The organism is Aquimarina sp. I32.4, from assembly GCF_002924285.1.
Taxonomy (GTDB): domain Bacteria; phylum Bacteroidota; class Bacteroidia; order Flavobacteriales; family Flavobacteriaceae; genus Aquimarina.
Genome location: NZ_PGUB01000222.1, coordinates 1 through 1,924, shown reverse-complemented (window position 1 = coordinate 1,924; position 1,924 = coordinate 1). Strand labels below are relative to the sequence as shown.

Annotated in this window: 4 protein-coding genes; all 4 read left to right on the top strand. The window is 32.8% G+C overall.

Going from position 1 to position 1,924, the window contains the following annotated elements; all coding sequences use genetic code 11:
- Nucleotides 1–175 precede the first annotated feature (175 nt).
- The 4 genes from CVD18_RS23560 to CVD18_RS22125 all read left to right on the top strand — a co-directional run bounded on the left by CVD18_RS23560 (nt 176) and on the right by CVD18_RS22125 (nt 1,800).
- On the top strand, nt 176–337 hold the full coding sequence (locus CVD18_RS23560; protein WP_103867619.1) for a LytTR family DNA-binding domain-containing protein: 162 nt from the start codon (nt 176–178) through the stop codon (nt 335–337).
- Between the two features lie 94 nt (nt 338–431).
- Nucleotides 432–1,193, top strand: coding sequence for an intradiol ring-cleavage dioxygenase (locus CVD18_RS22130; RefSeq protein ID WP_233194622.1), 762 nt, complete (start codon nt 432–434; stop codon nt 1,191–1,193).
- A complete protein-coding gene (locus tag CVD18_RS23290) occupies nt 1,147–1,464 on the top strand; it encodes a hypothetical protein (RefSeq protein ID WP_233194621.1) in 318 nt (105 codons plus the stop codon). Before CVD18_RS22130 ends, CVD18_RS23290 begins: the two co-directional genes overlap by 47 nt.
- Before the next feature lie 24 nt (nt 1,465–1,488).
- Nucleotides 1,489–1,800, top strand: a complete 312-nt coding sequence (locus CVD18_RS22125) for a transposase (RefSeq protein ID WP_103867353.1) — start codon at nt 1,489–1,491, stop codon at nt 1,798–1,800.
- Nucleotides 1,801–1,924 lie beyond the last annotated feature (124 nt).

Here is a 1,924-nt window from a genome sequence, read left to right as displayed (position 1 = left end):
AAAAAAAGCTCCCGAGGCAACGAGGATTAGTTCAACTCCATACTTACGACAAGCTTCTACGATACCAATCTCTTCCGAAGTAGCTAGTATTTCTAACTTCTGGTCTAAAGTCCATTTCTTGTATTTCATATCTCAAATGTATTAGTTTGAAATTTAAAAGAACACTCCGAACTTATTGGGGGCTAAACTACATCGCTCAGTAATTGTCAATAAAAATCACATTACAGAATTGAAATCACGAAAGAATGGTGATTATGATTGCATTTTAACCAATGGTCAATCTATAAGACTTAGTAGACATTATCGTCAAAATTGGAATGAACTCTTAAACCACTAAGCAATAAAAACACTCCTACTAACCTATTTACAGGTAATTACCTTTTTCATACATAAGATTTCTTGGACATTTGATGTTCACTAAAATTAAAATAATGAAAAGAATACTAAACATTGGACTATTTTTTCTATTCCTAATATCATTAACAAATTGTAATAGTCAGACAAAAAAAGAGGAAATATCTACAAAGAATAATAATAAAATTGTTGGCGATGGTTGCGATGGTTGTGAATTAATGTATGTTGGAATGCCAAAGAATATTCAATCAGTTGATACAAGTTCTGCATGGAATGAAAAAGGACAAAGGTTGCTGGTAACTGGGAAAATACTGAAATTAGATGGAATTACACCTGTAAATAATGTAATAGTATATTATTGGCAAACAGATAACAATGGCTATTATTCTAAAGGTAAAGGAAAAACTAAAAAACACGGGCATATTCGTGGTTGGGTAAAATCAGACAAACAAGGAAACTACTCGATTTATACAATTCGACCAGCTAATTATCCTAATTCAGATATACCTGCACATATTCATTTATCTATTAAAGAACCTGAAATTGATAATGAATACTATACTGATAATTTAGTATTTGCTGATGATATTACATTAACAAGCAATAAAAGAAAGAAGTTCAAAAATCGTGGAGGAAGTGGGGTTTTAAGAGTGTTAATTGATAAAGAGATGCAAGTTGCAGAGCACAATATTATTTTAGGACTAAATATTCCAAATTACCCCACATATATAAGTAATAGAATTGAATCTGGGCGAGAAATTGGAGAAGAAGCTCCTTCTTTTACACCCATTCATGCTTGGGGGCCAGACAAAGGAAAAAAAACTTGTCCTGTCTGGTAAATATGGACGTTATCACGGGATTGTCTATTTTGTGGGTAATCACCCTAATTGGACTGAAATTAAGAAATGGACAACATTTTTAGAGCAAGAAAGTATCAAACGAAAAAAATATCTAAAAGCCTATTTCGTATATGGAAATAAAATTGGGTACAGTAAATCAAATAGACAAATAGAATTAGAGCAACTTGGAAAAGAATTAAAGATAGAAAATACTGCGCTAACTTTTGTCCCCTCTAGTTTAGCCCCCAATAAGTTCGGAGTGTTCTTTTAAATTTCAAACTAATACATTTGAGATATGAAATACAAGAAATGGACTTTAGACCAGAAGTTAGAAATACTAGCTACTTCGGAAGAGATTGGTATCGTAGAAGCTTGTCGTAAGTATGGAGTTAGCACTGGCACTTTTTATAGTTGGAGAAAGAAGTTTGACCATCAGGGAGAGGCTGGTTTAAAAGTTACTTATGACACTAAGAGTAAAGAGCTTAAATCTGCAGAAGAGGAGAACCGAGTGCTTCGTAAATTACTTAGTGATAGAGAAATAGAATTAGAGGTTCAGCGAGAGCTTTTAAAAAAAAAGTTTGGCACGTCCGATCCAAGAAAGATTTAGTAAACAGTACTTATGAAAAGCATAAATGCAGTAAAACCAAAATCATTAAAATGGTTGGTGTTGTAGAAAGTAGTTATTACAGAGAACCTAGTGGTGGTAAGAAGGGGAATAAGCCTTCTAAGCT

Bases quoted from the DNA above. Each gene is read 5' to 3' on its own strand.
- CVD18_RS22130 (WP_233194622.1), top strand. From the start codon at position 432: ATGAAAAGAATACTAAACATTGGACTATTTTTTCTATTCCTAATATCA.
- CVD18_RS23290 (WP_233194621.1), top strand. From the start codon at position 1,147: ATGCTTGGGGGCCAGACAAAGGAAAAAAAACTTGTCCTGTCTGGTAAA.
- CVD18_RS22125 (WP_103867353.1), top strand. From the start codon at position 1,489: ATGAAATACAAGAAATGGACTTTAGACCAGAAGTTAGAAATACTAGCT.